Here is a 24,634-nt window from a genome sequence, read left to right on the forward strand (position 1 = left end):
GCCGGGGCTTTTTTGCGCGCCCCTCCCTAATCTCCTATTGACAAAATATCAATGGAAAACATATCGGAACCCTATAAAAAAGCCTTTTTAGAGGGTAATTTTAGGGTTATAAGGAGTTTCTGTATGGGATGTTTCAAACTTCTGGCTCGCGCAGCCTTCACTGCAGCTGCTTTTACCGGCATTTCTTTTGCCGTTACGGTCAATAACCCGATTATGTACGTCGATAGCCCGGACCCCTCGATTGTCCGCGTTGACGACGCATACTACATGGTGACCACCACGATGCACTTTGCGCCAGGCGTGCCCGTTTTCAAGAGCACGGATTTGGCCCAGTGGCGCACGGTGGGCTATGCCTACCAGACGCTCACCAACAACGACCAGCAAAACCTGAATGGCGGCAAGGACGCCTACGGTAAGGGCTCCTGGGCATCGAGCATCCGTTACCACAAGGGATTTTTCTACGTGCTGACCCCGTCTTACACGACGGGCAAGACTCACCTGTACAAGACCGCCGACGTGGAAAGCGGCCAGTGGAGCGAGGTGCAGCTCCCGTTCTACCACGACCCGTCCCTCTTCTTCGATGACGATGGCACCGTGTGGGTGTTCTACGGCAGCGGCGACCAGATTAGCTACGTGCAGCTGAACGACGATGCAAGCGGCGTGAAGCAGGGCGGTAAGAGTGGCAAACTCGGTGGCGTGAGCGTCAACCAGGTGACCGGTACCAGCAACTACTATGTGCAGCAGGAAGGCTCGCACATGGAGAAGGTGAACGGCGAATACTACCTGTTCACTATTTCTTGGCCGGCCGGCAAGAGCCGTAGCGAAATCGTTTACCGTTCCAAGAGCCTGCTCTCCGGATTTAGCGGAAGGTACTTCCTTTCCGATAACGGTGTTGCGCAGGGCGGCATCTTCGATACTCCCGATGGCAAGTGGTATGCCCTCCTGTTCCGCGATTCCGGCCCGGTCGGCCGCATGTCGCACTTGGTCCCGATGGAATGGAAGGACGGCTGGCCCGTACCTACGAGCGGCACCAAGGCTCCCTCCACAATTGACCTGCCGGAATCCCCGCTTCCGGGCTATGGCATGGTCACCAGCGATGATTTTGAATCCAGCGAACTTGCTCTTGAATGGCAGTTCAACCACAATCCCGATAACAAGAACTGGAGCCTCTCTGCAAATCCGGGATTCTACCGCATTACTACGAGCCGCACCGATAGCCGCGTGGTGAATGCGAAGAACACCCTGACCCAGCGTTCCTTTGGCCCCAAGTGCTCTGGCCGTACGCTTGTCGATGGCACCGGCATGAAGGATGGCGATATGGCCGGCCTCGTTGCCCTGCAAGATGACAAGGGCTTTGTGGCGCTTGCTAAAGATGGCGGCAGCTACAAGGTGGTGATGTACACCGGTAATAAGGATGGTGAAAAACAGGCTGCAAGCCAGGCGATTTCGGGTTCCAAGGTTTACCTGCGAATTGATTTCGACCTGCCGATTGACCGCGGTACCGCATACTTCTACTACAGCACCGATGGCAATACCTGGACAAAGATTGGTAGCGACGTGAAGCTCAATTACGACCTGCACATGTTCGTGGGCGTGCGTTGGGGTCTCTTCAATTTCGCGACCAAGCAGGCTGGCGGCTATGCGGACTTTGACTGGTTCAAGGTCGGTACCGACGTGAACGATGAAATCTACCTCGATGGCGCTGGCTCTGAACCTGTTCCGCAGACTCCGTTCTGCGCCGCAGGTGAAAACTGCCCCGCCGTTGCGCTCCCGGGCAAGATTGAGGCCGAAAACTTCGACGTGCCGGGCAAGGGTAAGGATGGTACCTCTTACTACGACGGCGATTCCGAGAACCACGGCGATAGCGATTACCGCAAGGGCACTGGCGTTGACCTTTACAAGAAGGCGACCGGCGTCATTGTGGGCTACAACAGCGAAGGCGACTGGCTCGAATACACCGTGAACGTGAAGGAAGCGGGTGACTACACCATGTTCGCGGCTGTCGCTGCTGCAGGCAATACCTCGAGCTTCAAGCTCTCCTTGGACGGCAAGGACATTACCGAAGAAATCGCGGTGCCTGCGGCAAGCTCCGGCGAAGAGAATTACGACGACTACAACAAGGTGCAGGCCAACGTGACGCTCCCCGAGGGCGAACACGTGCTCCGCTTCACGGTTACTGGCGCCTGGCTCGATATTGACTACTTCACGTTCGTGAAGGGCAAGGACGCCACGGACCCCGAACCTATTGGGACTGATATTGCCCAGAAGGTGCGCTTCGGCGTGCAGGGCGTGCAGACCTACCGCGTGTTCAGCCTGAATGGCACGCTCGTGGGAACCGTAGATGCTGCAAGCACGTACGAGGCCCAGTCCAAGGTGCGCGCGATGGTTTCTGAGAAGGGCGTGTACCTGATCAGGACCGCGACTGGCATGACTCGCCGCGTCCTTGTGACAAAGTAACGCTTTTTACAAAATGACAATGATTTGTTATACCCCGCGGGTAATTTTCGACCCTGCGGGGTATATATTATGGTAGGGCAGTTTGGTGTTTTGCCCTTAAGGAGTCAATATGTTTGGTCTTAAAATTTCCTCTGCGAAGGCGGTTTCTGCCCTTGCGCTAATAGCAGCGACTGCTTTCTCGGTTCCTGCACTTGCAGACAACATAACGGTTGATGGCAAGAGCCGCAGCATGCTTGTGTATGCGCCCTCGGGCATCGAGAAGAACCGCCCGCTCATTATCCAGATGCACGGTATGAACCAGGATGCGCCCTACCAGAAAAACGCTGCGAAGTGGGAATCCATTGCCGATACCGCGCGCTTTGTGGTGGTGTTCCCGAACGGCGAAAACAAGGCCTGGGATATCTCCGGCAACAAGGACCTCAATTTTATCAAGGCCATCATCAACGAGATGTACAACAAGTACGGCATCGATAAAAACCGCGTGTACGTTTCGGGATTCTCGATGGGCGGCATGATGAGTTATCACGTGGCAAACAAGATGGGCGACCAGATTGCGGCCATCGCGCCTGTTTCGGGTGGCGGCGGCGTGAACTCGCCCAAGCGCGCCATGCCGATTATGCATACGCACGGTACCACCGACGACGTGGTGAACTACAATAGCACCGTGAATACCCTCAAGGGCTGGGTCAATGCACAGAAGTGCTCCAGCAATTCGCAGAAAATCAAACCGTATCCCTCGACCAAGCCGGGTTCTGCCGCATCGCTCGAAATTTGGAGCGGCTGCACCGACGGCGTCGAAGTTCGCCTGCTGACGATTGACGGCAAGGGTCACTGGTATTCTATGGACGAGGCCGTGAGTGTCAACACGAGCGTGGAAATCTGGAACTTCGTGAAGAACTACTCTCTGGACGGTTCCAGCATCACGCCGCCGCCTCCCGCAATTGTGGTGCCCACCAACCGCGACAGCATCTTTAACGGCGGGTTTGATTCCACATCCGTGGCATGGGACCTGCAGGTGCATGGTGACGCGCAGGCGACGGGCGAGGCCAAGGGCGGCAAGTACCAGCTCGATATTTCTGCCATCGGTACCGAGAATTACCAAGTGCAACTTATCCAGCACGACCTGCACCTTGAAAAGGGACAGTGGTACGAAATCAGTTTTGACGCGAGCGCGGGTGCGGCCCGTACGCTCGAGGTGAACGTGGAGCAGCACAACGATCCGTGGGCATCTTACCTCAAGGAAAAGCAGAATTTTGAACTCGGAACGACCTCGAAGACCTTCACGTTCAAGTTCCAGATGACGGCCGCGACCGATACGAACAGCCGCCTGAGTTTCAATGCGGGCGCCGCCACCGGCACGCTCACGCTCGATAACGTGAAAATCGCGAAGACGGAAGCCCCCGCCGATACGGGAACGACCGCCCTGCGCGGGGTGCAGTTTGGGTATGGACAGCCGGTGTCGTATGCCGTGTTCGACCTGCGCGGGCACAGGCTCGGGACAATCGAAATGCACGATGCGACCGAGGCTGAAACGCTCCTGCGTGCGGGTTACACGAAGGGAGTTTACCTTCTGCGCGGCCTGAAGGGCGAAAAATCGCTTCTGGTGCCCGTTTCCCGCTAAAAATCGCAAAAAACGCCAATTTTTGCATAGTGCGCCATTGACAAAAAATCAATGGCGCCTTCTGTTTTGGCGGGTATTTTACCGTTTTTGGAGAGTATTTTTTAAACCAGTAAATCAAAAAAGTGGAGATGCAGATGTTTGGTCTAAAAAAATGCTCGCTTGGCGGGGCTGTTGCCCTTGCCTTTTGTGGTTTGGCCTCTCAGGCCTTCGCGCACCCCGATAGCCTGGTGCTTACGCCCCCGCTGGGGTGGAACAGCTGGAACGTGTTCCATGAAAATATCAACGAGAAGCAGATTCAGGAAATCGCCGACGCGATGGTCAATTCCGGTTTGAAGGACGCGGGCTACATTTACCTGAACCTCGACGACAACTGGATGGATACCAAGCGCGATGCTCAGGGCAACCTCCAGAACAACCCGAAGACTTTCCCGAGCGGCATGAAGGCCATTGCCGATTACGTGCATAGCAAGGGCCTGAAGTTCGGTCTTTACGGCGACCGCGGTAAACGTACCTGCCACCATTACAATAGCAACTGGCAGAGCGAAAGTGGTTCCAATGGCCGCGAAGAACAGGATGCCAAGAAACTCGCCGAATGGGGAGTGGACTACTGGAAGTACGATAACTGCGATTCCGATCCGAGAACCCAGGAAAAAGATTACACTGCCATGTCCAACGCTCTCCGCAATTCCGGACGCGATATCGTGTTCAGCATTTGCATGTGGGAATACAAGGACTGGATGCCGAAAATCGCTAACCTCTGGCGTACTACGTTTGACATCGGCCCCGAATGGATTTCTACCTCCTGGTACCGCGGCGTCTACGAAATTATCGATGCCAACAACAAGTACTGGCAAATTGCAAAGCCCGGCCACTGGAATGACCCGGACATGCTCGAAGTAGGCAACAGGGGCCTCTCTTACGAAGAACAGCGCTCCCAGATGACGATGTGGTCCATCATGGCTGCCCCCATCATGATCAGTTCCGACGTGCGCAACATGAGCAACGAGACCAAGGAACTCTACCTGAACAAGGACATGATTGCCATTAACCAGGATTCTCTGGGCGTTCAGGGCCATCGCATCTCTGACAAGCAGGGTAAGCAGGTTTGGACCAAGCCCTTGAAGAATGGCGACCTTGCCGTGGCCCTCCTCAACAATAACAACTCTACCCAGACCGTTGAATGCAACTTTGCAGACATTGGCGTAGAAGGCGAAGTGGAAGTCCGCGATGCCTGGAAAAAGAAGGACTTGGGCCCGGTTTCTCACGTTTCTATTGAACTCCCGGCTCACGGCTCTGCACTGCTCCGCTTGGTTCTCAAGCCGGTTCCGCGCAAGCCGTTCAAGGGCGAGGCTCTCGCCATTCCGGGCAAGATCGAAGTGGAAGATTTCGACATTAACGGCGTGGGCCAGGGCAACACCACCTACAACGAGAACGATACCGAAAACCACGGCGATAGCGACTACCGTCCGGGTACCGGCGTAGACCTCTACAAGAAGGCTACGGGCATTATCGTGGGCTACAACCAGGCGGGCGAATGGCTCGAATACACCGTGAAGGTCGCCAAGACGGGGACCTACACCATGAAGGCTTCCGTTGCCTCTGCCAACAACACCTCCAGCTTCAAGCTCTCCATGGACGGCAAGGACATTACCGAAGAAATCGCAGTGCCTGCCGCAACCACCGGCGAAGAAAACTACGACGAGTATAATACGGTCAAGGCCGACGTGAGCCTGACCGAGGGCGAACACATCCTCCGCTTCACGGTAACCGGCGACTGGATGGACATTGACTTCATCGAGTTCGCGGAACCGGGAAGCACCGAACCGGGTCCGGGTACGGATGCTATCCGCCAGGTGATGCCTACTGTTCGTGGCGATGCCACCGCACCGCGCCTTGTCAAGAAGGGCAATACGCTCTTTGTCGAGAAGAACGGCATGCGTTTCGACCTGACCGGCCACCGCCTCCGCTAACGTCATCCCCGCGCAGGCGGGGATCTTCAAAAGTTCCTCCTAACAAAAAGCGTCTCGCTAGCAATAGCGGGGCGTTTTTTGTTGGAAATTTTTACACTGGGCTTTTGAAATTTTAGCAAAAGTGTTTTGTGTAAGGGGGTGTTTTTTGCCGTGCCGCGAATCTAATTTTTATGATGGTGCATGGTATAGGGAAAGGATGGTACAAGATGTTTGGTATTAAGACGAAGCGGCTCGCCGCCATTACTTTCGCTGCGGTTTGCGGCTTGTTCACGCAGGGGTTTTCGCAGGACCTGCTCTACTCCGACATGTTCCCGCTGGGCGACGTGCAGTTGCTGGGTGGCCCCCTGAAGGAACGTCAGGAACTGAACGTGGAAACGCTGCTCTCCTATGATACGGACAAACTAATTGCACCGTTCTATGAAGAAGCGGGCATGAAACCCAAGGCGACCAAGTTCTCGAACTGGGCGGGCCTCGACGGTCACGTGCTGGGCCATTACCTGAGCGCGCTTGCCATGCACTTTGCGGATACCGGGGACGAACTTGTCAAGCAGCGCCTGGAATACGTGCTGAGCGAACTCAAGACCATCCAGGACTACAATTCCCGCGATAACAATTTCAAGGGGTACATCAGCGGCGTGCCCAACGGCAAGCAGATGTGGCTCAAATTCAAGAGCGGCAATGCGGGCGCACAGAACGGCTATTGGGTGCCGTGGTACAACATCCACAAGCTTTATGCGGGCTTGCGCGATGCCTATATCTATGCGGGCTACGAGCAGGCGAAAACGATGTTCCTTGCTCTTTGCGATTGGGGCCTCACGATTACGGGTGGGCTCAACGACAACGCCATGGAATCGATGCTCGGTACGGAACACGGCGGCATGGCGGAAGTCTATGCCGATGCCTATGCGCTCACCAAGCAGGATAAGTACCTGAAAGAGGCCAAGCGCTGGTCCCACAAGTGGCTTTTGAATGCGATGGCGGCAAACAACGATAACCTCACGAACGTGCACGCGAATACGCAGGTCCCGAAGGTGGTGGGCTTTGCGCGTATTGCAGAACTTACCGGCGACCAGACCTACGTGAAGGGCTCCGAGTATTTCTGGGACCGCGTCGTGAACAAGCGTAGCATTGCGATTGGCGGTAACAGCATTTCGGAACATTTCCCGTCTTTCGATAACCACAAGAAGTACGTGGAAGAGCGCGAAGGCCCGGAATCTTGCAACACCTACAACATGCTCAAGCTGACGGAACGCCTGTTCAACATGGACCATAGCGCCAAGCAGGCGGACTTTTACGAGCGTGCGCTCTTTAACCACATCCTTTCTACGATTCACCCGAAGCACGGCGGTTACGTGTACTTTACGCCGGCGCGCCCGCGCCATTACCGCGTCTACTCGAAGGTAAATGCCGCCATGTGGTGCTGCGTGGGTTCGGGCATGGAAAACCCGGCAAAGTACAACCAGTTTATCTACACGAAGGATGAATCTAGTTTGTATGTAAATCTGTTTGCGGCATCGCTTTTGAACTGGAAGGATAAGGGCGTAAAAATCAAGCAGGAGACGGAGTTCCCGAAGGGCGAAAGTGCGAAGTTTACTGTTACGGGTAGCGGCAGTTTCGATATGAAAATCCGCCATCCGTATTGGGTGAAGGAAGGGGAGTTCAAGGTCATCGTGAACGGCGATACCGTCGTGAAAAAATCCGATCCGTCGAGCTATGTGTCTGCGGGTAAGTCCTGGAAGTCCGGCGATGTGATTGAGGTGCTGTTCCCGATGTACACGCACGTGGAAGAACTCCCGAATGTTTCTGACTACGTGGCGCTTATGCATGGCCCGATCGTGCTTTCCGCAAAGACGGGGACGGCGAACCTGAACGGCCTCGTTGCCGATGACGGACGCTGGAGCCATATCGCGTCGGGGGCGCTTGAATCCCTGGATCAGGCCCCCATGCTTGCGAGCAAGAAGGAAGATATTCCCTCGAAGGTGGAGCCCGTGAAGGGCGAGCCGATGCACTTCAAGGCGCCCTACCTGTTTGCGGCCAAGAAGGATGCGAACCTGTTGCTGGAGCCGTTCTACGAGGTGCACGATGCCCGCTATATGATGTACTGGATGGTGCTTACCGACCCCTCCATTCTGGAACGCCTGAAGAAGGAACAGGAAGAGGCTCTTGCGCTCGACGAGAAGACTGTCGACAAGGTGGCGCCGGGCGAGCAGCAGCCCGAAGCGGACCACAAGATGAAAATCGAAAATTCCACCTCGGGCACGGCGAATGGGGAATTCTACCGCGATGCGGGCAAGTGCAGCGGTGGCGATGGCGGCCTTATCAGCTATGAATTCGAGACGAACAGCGAGGATTCCCTGAGCCTCATGGTGCGCTACTGGGGCAACGAGGGCTGCACCCGCATATTCGATATCGATATCGACGGCGAAAAACTCGTGACCGAGACGATTTCGAATCGCTGGAACAAGAACGAGTTCGTGAACGTGACTTACCCGATTCCGGACAACATGGTGAAGGGCAAGAAGATTGTGCGCATCTCGTTTACGGCGACTTCCGGCATGGTAGGCGGCATCTACGGCGTGCGACTGCTCCGCAACAAGCCGAAGCCCGAAGTGCAGGATACTGTGCCGACGTTTGCCGCACCCGCGAAAATGCCCGCGCGCCCCGACTTGAAGGCCCGTGTGATGGGCGGCGAACTGCAGATTGCTTCCGGAACGGCGCTCTCGCAGGGCTTTACCGCAAGGATTTACGCGATGGATGGCCGTCTCGTGAAATCCGAGGCTCTCCCGGCAGGGCAGTCCAACTTTAGCATCGGGATTGCGGGTCTTGGTAACGGTACGTATATCCTGAAAATCCAGCGGGATGGCTATAGTTATGCTTCAACGATTTTCAGGAAGGGCGGCTTTTGACATTCTGTCCATAGGAACTCCCTAGCGGGGGTTCCTTTTTACGCTTTTTTCAAGTAATTTTCTTATTGGTGTTAACAAGGAAGTTCTTATGATGTTTGGTTATGGTTTCAGGCGTGTAGCCTGTTCTGTTCTTGCTGCAACCGCACTTTCGGCAGTGAGTTCCTTCGCCGTCACGAGCCAGTTCCGCGGTGTGAACTGGGCGGACAAACGCGACAATTTCGTCTCTGGCGTGCTCGTTCTTTCGGGCATGAGCCTTTCGGACAATTACCAGTCGGCATCGGTGGTGGCAGACCGCGTTATCGGGCAGTTCCAGGAACTGTTCGGCACCAACAGCGTGCGCATTCCGGTGAACGAACCCACAATCCTCACGTTCTGGGACACCTACACGGGCGTTATCGACATGGGCCTTTCCAAGGGCCGCATCGTGATGGGCTACTGGGGCCCCGCGCAGCCCTCCGGCCCCAAGAACATGGACGACTGGTGGAAAATGTGGGCGAGAATCGTCGAAAAATACGGCGACCACCCGAACGCCTACTTTGAAATCTTCAACGAACCGCACATGTATAGTAAGGACGAGTTGCGCAACTTGTATGCCACATGGCTCGAGAAATTCCCGAATGTGCCGCGCGACCATATTCTGCTCGACGGCTCGGGCCTTGCATGGAACGTGCCCGACATTGCCGACGATCCGCGCTTTGAAGGGTGCCTTTTTGCGGTGCACGAATACACCTTCTGGAACATGAGCATCACTACCGAGCAGGGCTGGAAAAACAGCTTCAAGGGAAAGGTGGGCAAGTATGCCGACCGCACCGTGTGTACGGAATGGGGCGGCGCGATGAGCCCCGGCGAAAAGAACGGTGTGCATTACGACTACATGGACTACAATGCCAACCCGACCAACTACTTTATGGCCTACATCCGCGGCATGTCTGCCCAGTTGCGCGAATGGGAGATGGGCAGTTTTTACTGGCCGGGCCTGCGCGATGGCGACTGGTACAGCATGACCAAGCGCACCGGCGAAGGGGCGAACATCAAGCTTGAAATCGTGAACCAGTCGGGCGTAGACCGCATGAAGATGGCCTGGGCCGATACGGTCGAGACGACTCCGCTCGTGCGCGAAGCGTATAGCGGCGAACCTGCGGCGATTCCGGGCGTGATCGAGGCCGAGAACTACGACAAGGGCGGGAACCGTTTCAGCTTCTACGACAAGGATGCCGCGAACAAGGGCGAGACCTACCGCGAAGATGCGGTGGATGTCGTTACCCTCGATGGCGCAACCTGTGGCGGCGAGGCCTGCAAGGGCTATGCCATCGGGTACACGGAAGCGGGCGAGTGGCTCGAATATAGCGTGAAGGTCGCTACGAGCGGCAAGTACGCAATCCGTGCAAATGTGGCGACCGCATCCGAGACCTCGAAAATCCAGCTGTTTGTCGATGGCGAGGCGATTGGCGATACGGTGACTTTCGAGAAGGTCGATACCACGTGGAATGTGTACAAGGAAGTCGATGTCGGTGTCGCGAACCTTACTGCGGGCGAACACATCCTGAAACTTGCCATTGCGGGTAGCTACGTGAACGTGGACTGGCTCAAGTTCTGCGAAGGCGAGGCCTGCGAGGCGACTACGGGAATCCGCGAAATCATGCCCGCCTCCGTTACCAAGACTTCGGCCCCGCGCCTCCGCAAGCAGGGCGGCCAGCTGTTTGTGGAAAGGAACGGCATGCGCTTCGACCTGACGGGCCACCGCATCAAGTAAACCAGGTTGGTGCACTTCGGCAAGCTCAGTGACCTAAGTCGAATCATTGATAAGTTGTCAACGAGAACTCCCTTCGAGGGGGTTCTTTTTTTACATGCAAATGGTAATTTTCGGGATAGGGATTCCCCCTTGGTGTAAAAACGGGAAAAAGAGGAAATTATGGGAACGAAGTCGTTACTCTCCTTCTGTTTGGTGATGTCGGGCATGTCTCTTGCCGCGACGCAGGCAACCTTCTATGTGGCCCCCTCGGGCAACGATTCGAACAAGGGTACGGAAGCCGAACCCTTCAAGACGATTACGCAGGCGCAAAAGGCCGTGCGCGCCATTAACGGCTCCATGACGGGTGACATCGAGGTAATTTTACGCGAAGGCACCTACGCGCTCCCCGCAACCATTGCATTTGATGAACGCGACGGCGGTAAGGACGGCCATTATGTGCGTTATAAAGCGGCCGATGGCGAAAAACCGCTGATTACTGGCGGTATGCCCATTACGGGTTGGACCATTCACGACGAGGCTAACAACATCTGGAAAGCCGAAGGCGTAGAAGGCCGTTTCCGCCAGCTTTACGTGAACAACCGCAAGGCGGTTCGCGCTTGTTTCCCCAACGTGATTGACGCAAAGGAAAAAGGCAACGGCGGTTTCGACCACGATTTCGTGCGACTCACGAAGGTGGACTCTACGGGCCGCGCCTTCGATGTCTCTGCCGACTACGTCAAGAATATCAAGAACATCGAGGATGTCGAAATCCACCTGATGATTGCCTGGTCCGAAAACATCTTGCGCCTGGAAAAGGCCCAGGTGAACGGCGGTACGGCAAAGCTCATTCCCAAGGATCCTGAACGCACCAAGCTGTTCCACCGCGCTTACCCGATGCTCGGCACCGCTTTCGCGAGCAATCCGCCCAAGCAGCAGGTTTTCTATCTTGAAAATTCCTACGACTTGATTGACGCTCCGGGTGAATGGTACCTGGACGAAAAGAATCAAACGCTTTATTACAAGCCCCGTGAAGGCGAAAGCATGGCTACCGCAAACGTGGTTGCACCTCGCCTCAATACCTTGTTCAGCGTCTTGGGTAAAGATACCAAGAACAAGGTGGGCTACATGTCTTTCGAGGGCCTGACCTTCGCCCATTCCAACTTTACACGCCCCAGCGAAGAAGGCTTTCTGGATTTGCAGGCAGCGAACTTCAATGTTGACGTTCTGCCGGATCCTAGCCGCGGAAATTGGGAAAAGCTGAACAGCAACAAGTACTTGCTGTGGCGCCCCGATGCTGCATTCCGTGTCGAGAACGCACATCATTTCTTGGTGCAGGGCAACGTATTCTCGCAGATTGCGGCTACGGGTCTCGACTTTGTCTCCGGCACCAATGACGACATGATTCAGGGCAACGCCTTCTTCGAAATTGGCGCTGCAGGCATTATGCTCGGCAAGTTCTATCAGGACTCCACGACCGAAATCCACATCGCCTATAATCCCAGCGACAAGGACGAAATCAGCACCCGCGATACGGTCAAGAATAACTTGGTCACCAACACGACTAATGAACATCAAGGTGCCGTAGGTATCGGTGCTGGTTATCCCCGCTATGTGGTGATTGAACATAACGAGGTCTCTTACGCTTACTACTCCGGCATTTCCATTGGCTTTGGCTGGACAAAGGCTCAGACGGCCATGACCAACAACCATGTGAACTGGAACGAAATTCATCATATTGCCCGCCTGCTTTGCGACTCCGGCCCGATTTACACCTTGAGTAACCAGGGCACCGGTAGCGAAATCCAGCACAACTATATCCACGATAACGGAACTTCCAAGTGGGCTGACTATTGGAATGTGCCCATCTACTTGGACGAAGGCTCCAGCGGCTTTACCGTGAAAGAGAACGTGTTCAAGAATTCTCCCGCAGGTGTGGGTCAGAACCAGGCGGGTCAGAATAATCTCCAGCAGTCCAACAACTATTACAGCGACGAAGTCGTGAACAATGCCGGTATCGAAAAGGCCTTCCGTTACATCCGCGACATCAAGGAAATCCCGCTGGCTGATTTCAGCAACACCGTGACGCAGGAAGCCTTCAAGGCCGTGGCGACCCTTCCGGGTACCATCCAGGCCGAAGACTACGATGTGGGCGGCCAGAGCGTTTCTTACAGCGACAAGGACTTCGTGAACGAGGGCAATACCTACCGCGAAGACGGCGTGGACGTGGTGGGCTTCGGCTGCTCCGACACGCTCAATACCCAGGATTGCAAGGGATTTGCCATCGGTTACACGCAGGCGGGCGAATGGCTCGAATATAGCGTGAATGTGACTACGGCGAGCAAGTACGTGTTCCGCGCGAATGTGGCGACCGGGCTCGAGGGCGGCAGCTTTATGCTGTTCATCGATGGCAAGGCGGTTTCGGATACTATTCCTGTGCCGAAGGGCGAAGACTGGAATACCTATGCCACAATTGACGGCGAAACTAGCGAACTTGCGAAGGGCGAACACATCCTGAAAATTCAGTTCACCGGCAGTTACGTGAATCTTGACTGGATAAAGTTTGCGCTCACTGCCGAGGAACTTACCCCCGTTCGTCAGGTTTCCGGAATGCGCCTAGACCTCGGCGAACGCGGCTACGACGTGTTCGGCATGAACGGCAAGTTTGTCTGTAGAATCGAAGGCGTAGCGGCCGCGGGCGGCATCAAGGCGGCCCTCTCCGCGAAGGGCGTGAACCCCGGCATGTACGTGGTCCGCGGGCTCGACAGCAAGAAGGCGATTCGCATTAACCTGCATTGATTCTTTTGAACGGCTATGTATGAAAAAGGTCTCCGCATTTGCGGAGGCCTTTTGGATTTGGAGTTAGTAAAGAAGTTTGTTACGGGAGCGTGAACTGTTTCAGGAAATTCCAGCCCGTCTGTCCGTCGCCTTCAGCGTGCGAGCCTCCCTGGATGGTGCAGAGACCGACCTTGACGCCGCCTTCGCAGTCTTCGTACATCTGGCAACCGTTACCCGGCGTGTTCTGCTTGGGGCTTCCACTGCAGCCGTTCATCTTGGCCCATTCCTTCATGTTGTTGACTGCGCCCATGAAGGTGATTGGCTTGCCCTGAACAACCTGGGAGAGTCCGCCGTCGTACATCACGATATTGTCGCTGGTGCCGCGGAAGTTGAGAATCGGGAAGGGACGTGCCGGTTTGCACTTGCCTGCATCGACGATTTCCTTGGCGAGGTCGAATGCGGAAGGTGCCGCGGCTGCATAAATATCGGCCATGAAGCAGCCTGCATAGTTGGACATGCCTCCGCCCATCGAGAATCCAGATGCATAGATGCGCTTCGGATCGACGCAAGCTTTTTCTTGAATTTCTGCAATAAAATGCTTGGAGAAAGTGACGTCGTCTTCATCGGTGCAGCAGGGACCGACGTTCCAAGCCTGGACGCTGCCCATCATGCCTCCTGCGGGGGTTTTCCCACCGTTGGGTGCTGCTACGATTGCACCGTCGGCAAGGGCTGCTTTTACGGTAGAAGAACCATCAGCGTTGCCGGAACTACCTCCAATCGGGTGGTAGTATACGAGCAGCGGTACCAGCTTGTCGCCCTTGTAGCCGCTCGGGAACTTAATGTCAATCTTACGGCCGTCTACAGTGATGGATGTGCTGGCCTTCATAGTCTTGCCAGAACAATCCACCGGGGTATCAATCGGGGTCTTGCTGCTGGAAGATACGACCGGGGTGTCGGAGGATGAAGTTACAACCGGGTCGTTACCGCCAGAACTGGAACTCGAAGGCCTTACCATCTCGATGGTCACGCCGGTTTCGATTTCGTCCTTCATCTGGTAAACCAGGTTTGCATAGCCGTCCATGGCAAACTGGAGCATAGGCAACAGGTCGCCCTCTTTCTTGAGAGCCTTTACGCCCTTGTTGGTCACCATGTAGGTAGCCTTGTCGCTATCGGCATTGACGCGGATGAACTTGGCGCCGCGGGCGAGCTTGCCAAAGTTGAGAGTGACGATACCCTGGACGTGCCCGGGGTTGCTCTGTGCAAGGACCTTGCCCAGGGCGTCAATTACGGAAACCTTGAGGTTGTTGGCGTCCGCATTGTAGATGGTGAGCATGCCACCTTCCATGTGGATAGCCATGTTTGCGACCTTCATGCCGGGCAATGCGTCCGTACCGCCATTGAGGCTGAACGTGCCGTCCGTGCCGCTGGTAGTTTCGTAACCAGCGATATTGAATGTGCTGATTTTTACGCCCGAAAGCAGTCTGCCGGATACCTTGGATTTTACAACCCCGTCGATACTCCAGGCGAACGCCAGGCTACTAGACAATGCCAACCCACTGGCAATGCCCAAAAGTTTGGGAAAATGCATATTTGACTCCTTTTTTTCCCAAACACCACATACATTCCATAGACAAATTTAATCTTGTAAACTTGCCGTGTGGTGAATTGTTGTTTGTAAAGATTTGGTTATTTACATTTTGGTAACGGAAAATTTCGCTAAAAAAGCCGTTTTTGCAAAAGGTTCATTTTTGATGGGGCGATTAATCCCATTTTTTTTTGTAAAAATCGCCATTTTGTGCCATGGTGAAAAATACAGGTGTCTTGGATAATGCTTGAACGTAAACATTTGATTGTGGATAAAACGTCAATGGAATAGGTGTGTCGGTGTGAGATTTTTGTAACCGGAGGAGATATCTTTAGATTAGGCCGGTATTGGTGAGTCGGCCATAACACATAAGGGATGTGGTTATGAAAAATATTCTCTCAACGGCAACGAAGGTTGCTGCAGTCGCTCTTGCGGCGTCCTCTTTCTCCTTTGCGGGTCCCGGCATTGCCGATGGCGCCGCAAAGTTCATTGGCAACATTACTCAGTCTAACACTTCTCCTGGTCCCAACGACCAATTTACCAAGTTGTGGAACCAGGCTACCGCCGAAAACGGTTGTAAGTGGGGCTCCATCGAAGGTACTCGCGGTCGCTACAACTGGGGCGGTTGCGACGCAGCCTACAACTGGGCAAAGAATAATGGCGGTCACTTTAAGTTCCACGCCCTCCTTTGGGGCGGCCAGTATCCTAGCTGGCTCGAAAGCCTGAGCGTTGACGAAACCAAGAAGGCGATTACCGCTTGGTTCGATGCCGTCAAGGCACATTACCCCGATATCGAGATGATCGACGTGGCCAACGAGGCTATCCGTACTGGCAACAATCAGTATCATTCTGGTTATACCAGAACCAAGATTATTCCTGCATTGGGTGGCGATAACAACGGCGATTACGCCTTCTTGACGACCGCGTTCAAGATGGCTCGCGAACGTTGGCCCAAGGCTATCCTCATTTATAACGACTATAACACCATCCAGTGGCATGTGGATCAGGGCATTAACCTGATCAACACCATCCGGAAGAATGGCGCTCCTGTTGATGCTTACGGCCTCCAGGCTCACGACTTGATGAGTGACGGTGGTCAGGCTGGTGGTACTGGCGGTGGCGGCGTCTGCATGAATTACAATAACTTCGTTTCTACCATGCAGAAGATCCATAAGGAAACTAATAATTTCCCGGTTCTCATCTCTGAATATGACGTTCCGTCTACTGACGATGGCATCCAGAAGCAGTGCTATCAGGAACAGGTCAAGTACTGGATGGAAGACCCCCATGTTGCCGGTATCACCATTTGGGGATGGATCTACGGTCAGACCTGGCTTAACTGTAATGGTAAGGCGAACGGTTGCTCGGGTCTTGTGAGAAATGGTCAGGATCGTCCGGCACTCACATGGATGAAGGAATATCTGGCTTCCAACAAGGGCGTGAACACTACCGGCCTCAAGACTGGCGTGCTCACTCCGGTCGAACCTGTGCCGCGCAAGCTGTTCAAGGGCTCCGCATTCGAGATTCCGGGCAAGATTGAGGCCGAAGACTTCGATATTTCCGGTGTCGGCGAAACTGATGGCGTAAGCAACGTCTCTTACAGCGAAAGCGATGTCGAAAACCACGGCGACGTGAAGGATTACCGTAAGGACACGACGGGTGTCGACCTCTACAAGAAGGCTACCGGCATCATCGTGGGCTACAACAGCGAAGGCGACTGGCTCGAATACACGGTCAACGTGAAGGAAGCGGGCGACTACACCATGTTCGCTGCCGTGGCTGCTGCCGGTTCTACCTCCAGCTTCCAGCTTTCTCTCGATGGCAAGGCCCTTACCGATGTCATCAGCGTTCCGGCTGCCAAGCAGGGCGAGGAGAACTACGACGACTACAACAAGGTTTCTGCCAACGTTTCCCTCACTGCGGGGACGCATATCCTCCGCATGACGGTAACTGGCTCCTGGTTTGACGTGGACTACTTCACCTTCGTGAAGGGCAAGAACGCGACCGACCCCGAACCGATCGTGTCTGAAGAACCGGATGAAGGTACGACGGTTATCGGCCAGAACATCAACTACGACCCGAATGCTCTCCAGCACTACTTCGTGTTCGACATGCACGGCGTCAATATGGGTGTCATGAGTGCCTACGGTTTCGACGGCGCCGCGGAAATCCTCCGCACCTCTGCCGATGTGAAGGCCTCGGGTGTGTACCTGCTGCGCAATCGTTTCACCGGTGAAATGCAGAAGGTTCGCGTAATCAAGTAAAAACACCGAAAATTGGTGAAATTTCCTCAAAAACAGCAGATTCCGGGATTCTCCGGAACCTGCCTTTTGGGGTGTTATGGACATTTTGTCAATGGGAAATGTCTATAAACGGGAGAAAATGTGCTGTTTTGAGGATAATTTAATGTCCAGATGGTTATAAAACCAAAGGATGTGGATATGAAAAAGATTCTCTCAACAGCAACGAAGGTCGCTGCGATTGCACTTGCAGCGTCTTCTCTCTCTTTCGGCGTTGGGTTGGCTGAAAACGCTTCCAAGTTCGTCGGAAACATCACCACTCGCGGTCAGGTGCGTTCGGACTTCGGTCAGTACTGGAACCAGATTACTGCCGAAAACGAATGTAAATGGCAGTCCATTGAAGGTTCTCGTGGCAACCGCAATTTCGGTGGCTGTAAGGCGGCCTTTAACTGGGCAAAACAGAACGGCGGCCTCTTCAAGTTCCATGCCCTGCTTTGGGGTTCCCAGTATCCGACTTGGCTCGAAAGCCTGGGCGTTGACGATACCAAGAAGGCCATCATGGACTGGTTCGATGCCGTCAAGCAGAATTTCCCCGAACTTGACATGATCGACGTGGTGAACGAGGCTATCCGTACCGGCAATAACCAGTACCATTCCAATTACCCGAAGACCAAGATTATCCAGGCTATGGGCGGCGACAATAATGGTGACTACATGTTCATCGTCAATGCATTCAAGGAAGCAAGAAAGCGCTGGCCGAATGCCGTCTTGATTTACAATGACTACAACACGGTCCAGTGGAACTTGGACCAGGGTATTGACCTTATCAAGACCATCAAGAAAAATGGTGCTCCGGTTGACGCCTATGGCCTCCAGGCCCACGACATGATGACCCAGGGTGGCGGTGCCAACGGTACCGGTGGCGGTGGTAACTGCCTGGCTCTCAGCTCGCTGAAGAGCGCGATAGAAAAAATTTGGAACAATACCCAGACACCGATGTTCATTTCGGAATATGATATCAACACCTCGGACGACAATACCCAGAAGAGGTGCTATGAAGAACAGATTTCCTACTTCATGGAAAATGAACACATTGGTGGCATTACCATTTGGGGTTACATCAATGGCGCCACATGGTTGGACAACTCGGGTATCATCGACGGAAACAGGGACCGTGCGGCCATGACTTGGCTCAAGTCCTACCTGCCTTCTCACCCGGGTAACAACTCGACGGGCTTGCTGAACAGCACCCCGATCGAGCCCGAACCGCAGACTCCGTTCAAGGGCCAGCCGTTCGATCTGTCCGCCAAGATTGAAGCTGAAGACTTCGACGTTCCGGGCAAGGGTCGTAACGAAGATGGAACGAACAACAACTCTTACTCTGTTACCGGTGAATGCAACGATACCTGGAATACGGAATACAGAAAGGGCACGTCTGTAAGCATTGGCGAAAAGAACGGTGGCCTTGTCCTCGGTTGCAATCCTACAGGAAACACTTTCGAGTACTCCATAAACGTTGCAGAAGCTGGTACGTATGATATCGCTGCAATGGTCGCTGCAGACGGTAGTGGTGCATTGGTGTTCAAGGTTGGCGACAAGGTCGTATCTGATTCGCTGACGTACACCGGTTCTTCTTGGACTACCTTTGAACAGGTTTCTGGTTCCATCACGCTTGAAAAGGGTAAACAGATCCTCACGATGGAAGTTGCCAAGGGATATATCGATATCGACTGGTTCCAGATTTCGAAGGCTGGCGAAGGTCCGGGCCCGGGTACGGACGCAATCGAGCAGACCGTGGCATTCGACGATCCTTCCGTCCGTCAGGACTACCACGTGTTCGACATGAACGGCATGTTCATGGGCATACTCACTGCCTATGGCTTCGATGCAGCAAAGCAGATTCTCCAGACTTCCAACGATGTGAAGACCTCGGGAATCTACCTCCTGCGTAACCGTGCTACCGGCCAAATGCAGAAGGTCCGCGTGGTCCGCTAATCGCAAACAAAAGGTTTAGCATTTTAGAGACGGGTCTCGAAACGAAAGTTTCGGGACCTGTTTCTTTTATTCCTATGGATAATCTATCCATAGAAACACCCTCCCGACATGCTTTTTTTGGCGTTTTTCAAGGTAATTTTGGAATATAGACAATAAAAAGGATGTGGTGTATGAAAAAACTTTCTCTTTCTCTTGCTGTCGCTGCCATCGCTGGCCTTGCAACCGTGGCGAATGCCGCATTGGCCGATGGTGGCGCAAAATTCCTGGGCAATATTACTACGGGTGGCCAGATCCGTAGCGACTTTGCTCAATATTGGAACCAGATTACTCCCGAAAACGGCTGTAAGTGGGGTTCCATCCATTCCCTTTCTAACGGCAACAGCGGTACAAGCAAGTTCGCCTGGGACAACTTCGACAAGTGCGAAAGCGCCTACAAGTGGGCCAAGGAAAAACCCGGTGAGCGTCACTTTAAGTTCCACGCCCTCGTTTGGGGTTCCCAGTACCCGAACTTCCTCTGCAAGAAGAAGAATCCGAGCATCACGGTAGAAAAGACCAAGCAGTACATTACTGAATGGTTCGATGCCGTTGCGGCCAAGTTCCCGGACCTCGAATACATCGACGTGGTGAACGAAGCCATTTGGGCGGGCGACAACTACCACTCCGGTTACGGCAAGCCTGCTGCAGGTGCCGAAGGCCACAGCACCGACGATACCGAATGTGGCGGCTCCTACATTATCGAGGCCCTCGGTGGCGACCGTGTGGTGAATGGCAAGCACCAGTACGACTTTATCACGAATGCCTTCAAGATGGCCCGCGAACGCTGGCCGAAGGCTGTGCTTATCTACAACGACTACAACACGCTCTCTTGGCAGATCAACGAAGGTATCGAACTCATCCAGACCATCGTCAAGAATGGCGCTCCGGTCGATGCTTACGGCCAGCAGGCTCACGACTGCAAGGGCATGAGCAAGAACGATTTCGAAAGCAAGATGACTCGCATCCATAACGAGACGGGCCTTCCGCTCCTCGTTTCGGAATACGATATCGGCGAAGCCGACGATACCAAGCAGAAAAATGACTATGCAAACCAGGTTCCCTTCATGTGGGAAACTCCCTGGGTCGCGGGTATCACTATCTGGGGTTACATCAACGGCTCTACCTGGGTGGCAAACACCGGCCTTATCGAAAAGGATGGCCGCAAGCGCGCTTCCATGAACTGGCTTGAGGAATATTTTGCGAACAACCTCAACAAGGGCCAGAACGAAGTGACCTTCACGCCGGTCGAGCCCGAACCGCAGCTTCCGTTCAAGGGACAGCCGATTGCGCTCCCGGGCAAGGTGGAAGCCGAAGACTTCGACATCCCGGGCAAGGGCGTCAATGATGACGGCACGAGCAACCAGTCCTATAGCGACGATTCCGAAAATCACGGCGATAGCGACTACCGCAAGGATACGGGCGTTGACCTCTACAAGAAGGCTACCGGCGTGATCGTGGGCTACAACAGTGAAGGCGACTGGCTCGAATGGACCGTGAATGTGAAGGAAGCGGGCGACTACACGATGTTTGCCGCCGTGGCTGCCGCAGGTTCTACCTCCAGCTTCCAGCTTTCTCTCGATGGCAAGGCTCTTACCGATGTGATTACGGTTCCTGCCGCCAAGTCCGGCGAAGAGAATTACGATGACTACAACAAGGTCAGCGCCAACGTGACCCTCCCGGAAGGCAAGCATATCCTGCGCATGGACGTGACCGGCGCCTGGTTCGACGTGGACTACTTCACCTTCGTGAAGGGCAAGGACGCGACCGACCCCGAACCGATTGTCGGTGAAGACGACCCGGGTACGACCTCCATTGCAGATGTCAAGTTTGATGCGGGCAAACTCCAGGACTACTACGTGTTCGACCAGAACGGCGTGCGCCTCGGCCTGATGAGCGCCTACGGGTTCAACGCCGCAGCCGACATGCTCCGCTCTTCCAGCATGGTGAAGACCTCCGGCGTCTACTACCTGCGCAACCGCTTTACTGGTGCAATGCAGAGCGTCCGCGTGACCCGCTAAGCCAAAAAAGAAATCCTAATCCATACACCCAATGCCCCGAAACTTGTTTTCGGGGCATTTTTCGTGGTGATGCTTTTTCTATCTTTACTTTTGTATGAGTACGAAGATTTATTACACGCTGACTGACGAGTCGCCGTTTTTGGCGACTCAGTCCCTGCTCCCCATCGTTCGCGGTTTTGCAAAGTCCGCGGGCATCGATGTGGAAACCAAGAACATCTCGCTGCCGGGCCGCATTCTGGCCGCCTTCGGCAAGGCGAGCGACGACCTCGCTTTCCTCGGCAAGCTTACGCTTGAACCGGATGCGAACATCATCAAGCTCCCGAACATTTCGGCATCCGTGCCGCAGCTCAAGGCCGCTATTGCAGAACTCCAGAAGAACGGTTTCGATGTGCCCGACTATCCGGACGCTCCGGCTACTGAAGAAGAAAAGGCAATCCGCGCGAAGTACGACAAGGTGAAGGGCTCTGCCGTGAACCCGGTGCTTCGCCAGGGCAACTCCGACCGCCGCGCCCCCAAGGCGGTGAAGAACTTCGCCCGCAACAACCCGCATAGCAACGGCACGTGGAACACCTCCGTGAAGACTCACGTGGCAAGCATGCAGGCCGACGACTTCTACGGCAACGAAAAGTCCATCACCCTGGCCGACGCCGACACGTTCAAGATTGAATTCGTCGACGAAGCGGGTGCCGTTACGGAACTTCGTGCCGCAAAGCCGCTCCTGAAGGGCGAAATCATCGACGCCACCGTGATGCGCGTGGCATCGCTCGAAAAGTTCATCGCCAATGCGATGGCCGAGGCGAAGGCGCAGGGCCTGCTGTTCTCCGTGCACCTGAAGGCCACGATGATGAAGGTCTCTGACCCGGTGCTGTTCGGTGCATTTGTGCGCGTGTTTTTCAAGGACGTGTTCACGAAGTACGCCGACTTGTTCAAGGAACTCGGGATTGACGCGAACAACGGCCTGGGCGACTTGTACAAGCGCCTGGAAGGCAATGCTCGCGAGGCTGAGGTTAAGGCAGCCATTGACGCCGCTCTTGCCGCTGGCCCGGATCTCGCGATGGTCGATTCTGCCAAGGGCGTTACGAATTTGCATGTGCCGAGCGACGTGATTATCGACGCCTCGATGCCTGCGATGATCCGCAATTCCGGCTGCATGTGGAACAAGGAAGGCAAGCTGCAAGAAGTTGTCGCTTGCATTCCGGACCGCTGCTACGCCGGCATTTACGACGAGACGATTGAATTCTGCAAGCAGAACGGCGCATTCGACCCGAAGACGATGGGCACCGTGCCGAACGTGGGCCTCATGGCTCAGGGCGCCGAAGAATACGGCAGCCACGACAAGACCTTTGTCGCAAAGGGCAAGGGAGTCATTCGTGCCGTGAACAGCAAGGGCGAAGTGCTCTTGCAGCAGAATGTAGAAGCGGGCGACATTTTCCGCATGTGCCAGGCCAAGGACGCTCCGGTGCGCGACTGGGTGAAGCTCGCCGTCACACGCGCCCGCCTCAGCAACACGCCTGCGATTTTCTGGCTCGACCCAGAACGCGCCCACGACCGCGAAATCCAGAAGAAGGTGGAAGCTTACTTGCCCGAACATGACCTCAATGGTCTCGACATCAAGATTATGAGCCCGCGCAAGGCGATTGTCGAAACGATGAAGCGCGCCAAAGCCGGTCTCGATACCATCGGCGTTACCGGCAACGTGATGCGCGACTACCTCACCGACCTCTTCCCGATTCTCGAAGTCGGAACATCTGCCAAGATGCTCAGCATCGTGCCCTTGATGGCGGGCGGTGGCCTCTACGAAACGGGTGCAGGCGGCTCTGCCCCCAAGCAGGTGCAGCAGTTCCTCGCCGAAAACTACCTCCGCTGGGATTCCCTCGGAGAATACTTCGCGCTGGTGCCCGCTTTTGAACAAGTCGCCCTCAAGGATGGCAACAAGAAGGCGAAGGTCCTCGCCGACACGCTCGACGAAGCGAACGGCAAGATTCTCGAATTCAACCGCACGCCCGCCCGCAAGATCGGCGAACTCGACAACCGCGGCTCACACTTCTACCTGGCCCTCTACTGGTCCGAGGCTCTTGCCGCCCAGAAGGACGACGCGGAACTTGCCAAGAAGTTCGCCCCGGTCGCCGACGCATTGAAGGCCCGCGAAGCCGAAATCGTCGCCGCGTTTGCCGCCGAGCAGGGCAAACCCGCCGACATCGGTGGCTACTACCTGCCCAAGGCCGAACTCCTGAAGAAGTGGATGCGCCCGGTTGCGGAATTTAATGCCGTAATTGACGCGCTGTAGTCCACTTGCACAAAAAAATTATATGTTTAACGGCAGAACATTCCCTTTGTGGGACTGTTCTGCTTTTTCGTCGTAGAACCGGAGGCTTGAAATGAAAGTTTCGATCGGAAAGTCTTTGTTTGCATTTGCATGCATTTTCGCTGCATTCCTGCTTGTGGCGTGTACCTCGGACCTTTCGCCCGAAGCGATTGCGCCGGATGGTTTTACCTACAGCCAGGATGAGTACGATTCTCTCGTGGCGTCGGGCAAGATGGACAAGACCGGTCATGTGATAAAGTCCTCCGCCGCTACGAAGCAGTCCAGTTCCTCGGTTGCCACGAGCTCCGAAACTGGCGGAAGTTCCAGTTCTGAGGAAGGCAGTTCCTCTTCGGGCGCTGAAGATGCGTCCAGTTCCTCGGAAGATGACGACTGGATAGAATCCTCTTCGTCTGCGGAACCTGAGAGTTCCAGCGCCTACGAGGCCACCTTCGGCGAGAACAAGTCCATTGTCGCAAAAGAAGGCGTGCTGAGCATCGGTGTGGATGCCTTTGCCGATGTGGACGATGAATATGCGGAAGATTTGGAACAAGTTAAGGAGTCCATCGAGGATTCCGAAAAGCAGGCTCCCGAAGGTTACAGCGACTTTGGCCTGGAATCTACGACAAGCGAGTTCAACTACGAGGCATACATCGATAACGAGTTTTTCTGCCTTGATAAGGAAGGAAACTGGTCCGAAATTTCGCGCGCGAAGCTGGCGGAGTTCATCCCGCACTTCAAGAATGGTGTCGACTTGGGCCCGCTTGAGGGGTTCAAGGTCAGTTTTGCGGATGCCTGCAAGGCTGTTTTTGCGCGAAAAGACGCTGAATAGTTAGCTGGTAACTCCGTCCATAATCCAAATTGGAATGCTCTAGATTGGGCGTGGTTACCTGCAATATTGTGTTTTAAACGCCAAAAAAGGCTTTTTTACAAAACCGAACCGATATGCGCTTGTGATATAGTGCATATTTTTTTTGTAGTGCACTCTTGAACCCGG

12 protein-coding genes are annotated in these 24,634 nt (G+C 54.6%); 11 read left to right on the plus strand and 1 reads right to left on the minus strand.

All coding sequences use genetic code 11. The features are described from left to right. Positions 1-123 precede the first annotated feature (123 nt). From CRO08_RS02545 to CRO08_RS02570, 6 genes are all read left to right on the plus strand, one after another. A complete protein-coding gene (locus CRO08_RS02545; protein ID WP_097034928.1) occupies positions 124-2,457 on the plus strand; it encodes a family 43 glycosylhydrolase in 2,334 nt (777 codons plus the stop codon). A gap of 109 nt (positions 2,458-2,566) precedes the next feature. Continuing rightward, complete coding sequence (locus tag CRO08_RS02550) at positions 2,567-4,078, plus strand: carbohydrate binding domain-containing protein (protein ID WP_097034929.1); 1,512 nt, start codon at positions 2,567-2,569, stop codon at positions 4,076-4,078. A gap of 134 nt (positions 4,079-4,212) precedes the next feature. Beyond that, on the plus strand, positions 4,213-6,048 hold the full coding sequence (locus CRO08_RS02555; protein WP_255252218.1) for a carbohydrate-binding protein: 1,836 nt from the start codon (positions 4,213-4,215) through the stop codon (positions 6,046-6,048). A gap of 206 nt (positions 6,049-6,254) precedes the next feature. After that, entirely contained in the window at positions 6,255-8,954 is a 2,700-nt protein-coding gene (locus CRO08_RS02560) for a beta-L-arabinofuranosidase domain-containing protein (RefSeq protein WP_097035701.1), read from the plus strand. A gap of 88 nt (positions 8,955-9,042) precedes the next feature. Then, positions 9,043-10,707: a carbohydrate-binding protein gene (locus CRO08_RS02565; RefSeq protein ID WP_255252219.1), complete on the plus strand. Its 1,665-nt coding sequence runs from the start codon at positions 9,043-9,045 to the stop codon at positions 10,705-10,707. 159 nt (positions 10,708-10,866) lie between these two features. Beyond that, the gene (locus CRO08_RS02570; RefSeq protein WP_097034930.1) at positions 10,867-13,482 is read left to right on the plus strand and encodes a carbohydrate-binding protein; all 2,616 of its coding nucleotides are present in this window, start codon (positions 10,867-10,869) and stop codon (positions 13,480-13,482) included. Between the two features lie 79 nt (positions 13,483-13,561). On the opposite strand, the gene CRO08_RS02575 is transcribed toward CRO08_RS02570, so the two are convergent. Continuing rightward, complete coding sequence (locus CRO08_RS02575) at positions 13,562-15,049, minus strand: feruloyl esterase (protein WP_097034931.1); 1,488 nt, start codon at positions 15,047-15,049, stop codon at positions 13,562-13,564. 380 nt (positions 15,050-15,429) lie between these two features. Here CRO08_RS02575 and CRO08_RS02580 point away from each other — a divergent pair, with 380 nt between their 5' ends. The 5 genes from CRO08_RS02580 (at position 15,430) to CRO08_RS02600 (ending at position 24,469) form a co-directional block, all read left to right on the plus strand. Further along, positions 15,430-17,310, plus strand: coding sequence for an endo-1,4-beta-xylanase (locus CRO08_RS02580; RefSeq protein ID WP_097034932.1), 1,881 nt, complete (start codon positions 15,430-15,432; stop codon positions 17,308-17,310). A 177-nt stretch (positions 17,311-17,487) separates the two neighbouring features. Beyond that, positions 17,488-19,281, plus strand: coding sequence for an endo-1,4-beta-xylanase (locus CRO08_RS02585; RefSeq protein WP_176495036.1), 1,794 nt, complete (start codon positions 17,488-17,490; stop codon positions 19,279-19,281). A gap of 170 nt (positions 19,282-19,451) precedes the next feature. Beyond that, on the plus strand, positions 19,452-21,335 hold the full coding sequence (locus CRO08_RS02590; RefSeq protein WP_097034934.1) for a cellulase family glycosylhydrolase: 1,884 nt from the start codon (positions 19,452-19,454) through the stop codon (positions 21,333-21,335). A gap of 94 nt (positions 21,336-21,429) precedes the next feature. Continuing rightward, the gene (locus CRO08_RS02595; protein WP_097034935.1) at positions 21,430-23,622 is read left to right on the plus strand and encodes an NADP-dependent isocitrate dehydrogenase; all 2,193 of its coding nucleotides are present in this window, start codon (positions 21,430-21,432) and stop codon (positions 23,620-23,622) included. 91 nt (positions 23,623-23,713) lie between these two features. Continuing rightward, positions 23,714-24,469: a hypothetical protein gene (locus CRO08_RS02600; protein WP_097034936.1), complete on the plus strand. Its 756-nt coding sequence runs from the start codon at positions 23,714-23,716 to the stop codon at positions 24,467-24,469. Positions 24,470-24,634: the final 165 nt, after the last annotated feature.

It is taken from the genome of Fibrobacter sp. UWT3 (assembly GCF_900230125.1).
Lineage (GTDB): Bacteria > Fibrobacterota > Fibrobacteria > Fibrobacterales > Fibrobacteraceae > Fibrobacter.